The sequence below is a fragment of the Micromonospora sp. D75 genome, assembly GCF_018070405.1.
GTDB lineage: Bacteria > Actinomycetota > Actinomycetes > Mycobacteriales > Micromonosporaceae > Micromonospora > Micromonospora chalcea.
Map to the genome: position 1 here is coordinate 1 of NZ_JAGPXV010000704.1, position 2,871 is coordinate 2,871.

At 74.6% G+C, this 2,871-nt stretch carries 4 protein-coding genes; 2 read left to right on the forward strand and 2 right to left on the reverse strand.

Annotation, left to right across the window (positions count from 1 at the left end; translation table 11 throughout):
• Positions 1-759: GNAT family N-acetyltransferase (locus KBX39_RS27885; protein ID WP_210873364.1), on the forward strand; the 759-nt coding region annotated here is incomplete at its 5' end.
• On the opposite strand, the gene KBX39_RS27890 is transcribed toward KBX39_RS27885, so the two are convergent.
• Entirely contained in the window at positions 752-1,270 is a 519-nt protein-coding gene (locus tag KBX39_RS27890; RefSeq protein WP_174536381.1) for an O-acetyl-ADP-ribose deacetylase, read from the reverse strand. The genes KBX39_RS27885 and KBX39_RS27890 overlap by 8 nt on opposite strands.
• A 1-nt stretch (position 1,271) precedes the next feature.
• A complete protein-coding gene (locus KBX39_RS27895) occupies positions 1,272-2,063 on the reverse strand; it encodes an EI24 domain-containing protein (protein ID WP_043328041.1) in 792 nt (263 codons plus the stop codon).
• 40 nt (positions 2,064-2,103) lie between these two features.
• Between KBX39_RS27895 and KBX39_RS27900 the strand changes: the two genes are divergently transcribed.
• Positions 2,104-2,871 (forward strand): YafY family protein (locus KBX39_RS27900; RefSeq protein ID WP_210873366.1); only part of this gene is annotated, 768 nt, incomplete at its 3' end.

The window sequence follows — 2,871 nt, forward strand, 5'->3', positions numbered from 1 at the left end:
GCCTGGGTCGCCGAGGCGGACGGCGAGGTCGTCGGCTGGGCGTCGGCGTACCGCAACACGCAGACCTCGACGCCCGGCGTGGGGATGATCTCCCTGCTGCACGTACACCCGGCGCATCGCCGCCACGGCACCGGCGCGGCGCTGTTCGACACCGCGCTCGGTCACCTGCGGACGCTCGGGTCCACCGAGGTGCTCACCTACGCGCATACCGAGTCGCTGCCGTTCGCGCAGCGGCACGGCTTCACGCCCAGCCGGGAGGTGCGTTACTCGGCACTGGACCTGAGCACGCCCCCGCCGATGCCGCAGGCGCCGCCGGGCGTACGGCTGGTGTCCGCCGCCGGGCTCGACCCGCGACTGGTCCACCGGGTCGACGCCGAGGCGTCCCGGGACGAGCCGGGGGACGTGCCGACGGACTCGCTCGGCTTCGACCTGTGGCGCCACGAGTGCTGGGACAACCCCGGGCTGGACCGGGCGGCCAGCACGCTCGCCGAGGTGAACGGGGAACTGGTCGCGCTGAGCCTGGTCAAGCGGGACGGCGACCGGATGTGGTCGGACTTCACCGGCACGCTGCCCGCCTACCGGGGCCAGGGCTTGGCCCGGCTGACCAAGCAGGCCGCGCTGCACGCCGCCGCCGCTCGCGGGGTACGGACCGCGTACACCTCAAACGACGAGGCGAACGCGCCGATGCTGGCGGTGAACGAACGGCTCGGCTACCGGCCGGTGGACAGCCAGTGGTCGTGCCGGCGCGCGCTCAGCTGAGCCCGGCGGCGACCCGCACCGCTGTGGCGTACGTATCGGCGCCGAACAGCACCAGCCGCGCCTCGGTGACGTGCACCGGGGTGGCCGCGTGCAGCACGGTGAGCGCCTGCGCCACCGCGTCGTCGACCGGCCAGCCGTAGATCCCGGCGGAGATCAGCGGGAACGCCACCCGGGTCGCGCCCAGCCCGTCAGCGACCCGCAGACTGTTGGCGTAGCAGTCGCGCAGCAGCGCCGAACGGTCCTCGCCCGGCGAGAAGACCGGCCCGACCGTGTGCACCACCCAGCGTGCGGGCAGGTTGCCGGCGGTGGTGGCGACGGCCTGGCCGGTGGGCAGCCCGCGCCCGTAGCGGGAGGCGCGCAGCGCCCGGCACTCCTCCAGGATCGCCGGGCCGCCGCGCCGGTGGATGGCGCCGTCCACGCCCCCGCCGCCGAGCAGCGACGAGTTGGCGGCGTTGACTATCGCGTCGACCTGCTGCGCGGTGATGTCCCCCTCGATCAGGACGGTGTCCATCTCAGCTCTCCTCGATCGGCTGGCCCAGCGAGCGGCGGGCCAGCAGTGCGGCCCCGGCCACGGCGGCCGGCATGACCAGCACCGCGCCGAGCGGGATCAGGAAGCACAGGAAGACCGCCACCCCGAAGCCGAGCGCCGTCGGGCGGTCGGCCCGCAGCCGCGCCCGCCGGTCCGGCAGCCGCATCCCGCGCCGGTAGAACGGCGCGCCGACCAGCTCCAGCGCCAGGAACCAGCCACCCACCAGGGCACCGACCACCGGGACCACCGTCTGTCCCACCACCGGGATGAAACCGGCCGCGAACAGGGGTACGCCGATCAGCGCGGACAGCGCCACCAGGCGCAACGAGTCGGCGAGGCTGCGTCGCAGCGAGGACCAGAACGGCACGTCCACGGCGCCGGGGGTGCCGCCGAGCCGGTCCTCGACCCGCTCCGAGATCGCCTCGTAGAACGGGTCGCCGATGACGAGCGTGACGGCGGTGAACGTGAGCACCCCGACCAGCCCGGCGACGCCGACCACCGCCAGCCCGGCGGCGACCCGCAGCAGATTGCGCCAGGGCGACGACCAGTCGTCGGCGAACGGGGTGAGCCAGCCCGCCAGGTCGCCGACGAAGTAGAGCAGCGTGGCGAACAACGCCACGTAGAGCGCGCCGGTGATCAGCGCCGGGATCACGCCGAGCAGCATCAGCTTCGGGCTGCGGACGTACATGCCGAAGCCGCGCAGCAGCAGCCCGGCGCCGCCGAGGAAGCGGGTGGCCGCGCCAGTGACCGGCGCGATCGTACGGGAGGCGTTCACGACGGCACAGCCTAATCTGCCGGTGCACCACAATGGGCCGGTGCGTGCGTCCCGGCTGATCTCGCTTGTGCTGCTGCTCCAGTCGCGGGAGACGATGACCGCTGCCGAGCTGGCCCACGAGCTGGAGGTGTCCGAGCGGACCGTCTACCGGGACGTGCTGGCGCTCTCCGCCGCCGGTGTCCCGGTGTACGCGGACCGGGGCCGGGCCGGCGGCTACCGGCTGCTGGGCGGCTACCGGACCCGGCTGACCGGGTTGAGCCGGGACGAGGCCGAGGCGCTGTTCCTGGCCGGGCTGCCCGGACCGGCAGGGGACATGGGACTGGCCGACTCGGTGGCCGCCGCCGAGCTGAAGGTGCTCGCCGCGCTGCCGCCGAGCCTGCGGGACGCGCCCGCGCGTACCGGGCAGCGGTTCCACCTGGACGTCCCCGGCTGGTTCCGGGAGACCGCGCCGCCGCCCGCCCTCGCCGAGCTGGCCCGGGCGGTCTGGCGGGACCTGATGGTGGAGCTGCGCTACCGGCGCGGGGACCGGGAGGTGACCCGCACGCTGGCGCCGTACGGGCTGGTGCTGAAGAACGGGGTCTGGTACCTGGTCGGCCGGGTCGGTGACGGCTGGCGGACGTACCGGGTGGACCGGGTTGTCTCGGCCGAGGTGAGCGCCGACGGCTTCGACCGGGACGAGGACTTCGACCTCGGGGCGTACTGGCGGGAACAGGCCGGCGCGTTCCTGCGTGAGCTGCTGCGGGAGCGGGTCACGGTGCGGCTCGGCCCGGCCGGGCTGCGGGCGCTGCGGCACCTGGTGGACGCGCCG

Excerpts from the sequence above, each read along its gene's own strand:
- KBX39_RS27890 (WP_174536381.1), bottom strand. The coding sequence starts at position 1,270 with ATGGACACCGTCCTGATCGAGGGGGACATCACCGCGCAGCAGGTCGAC.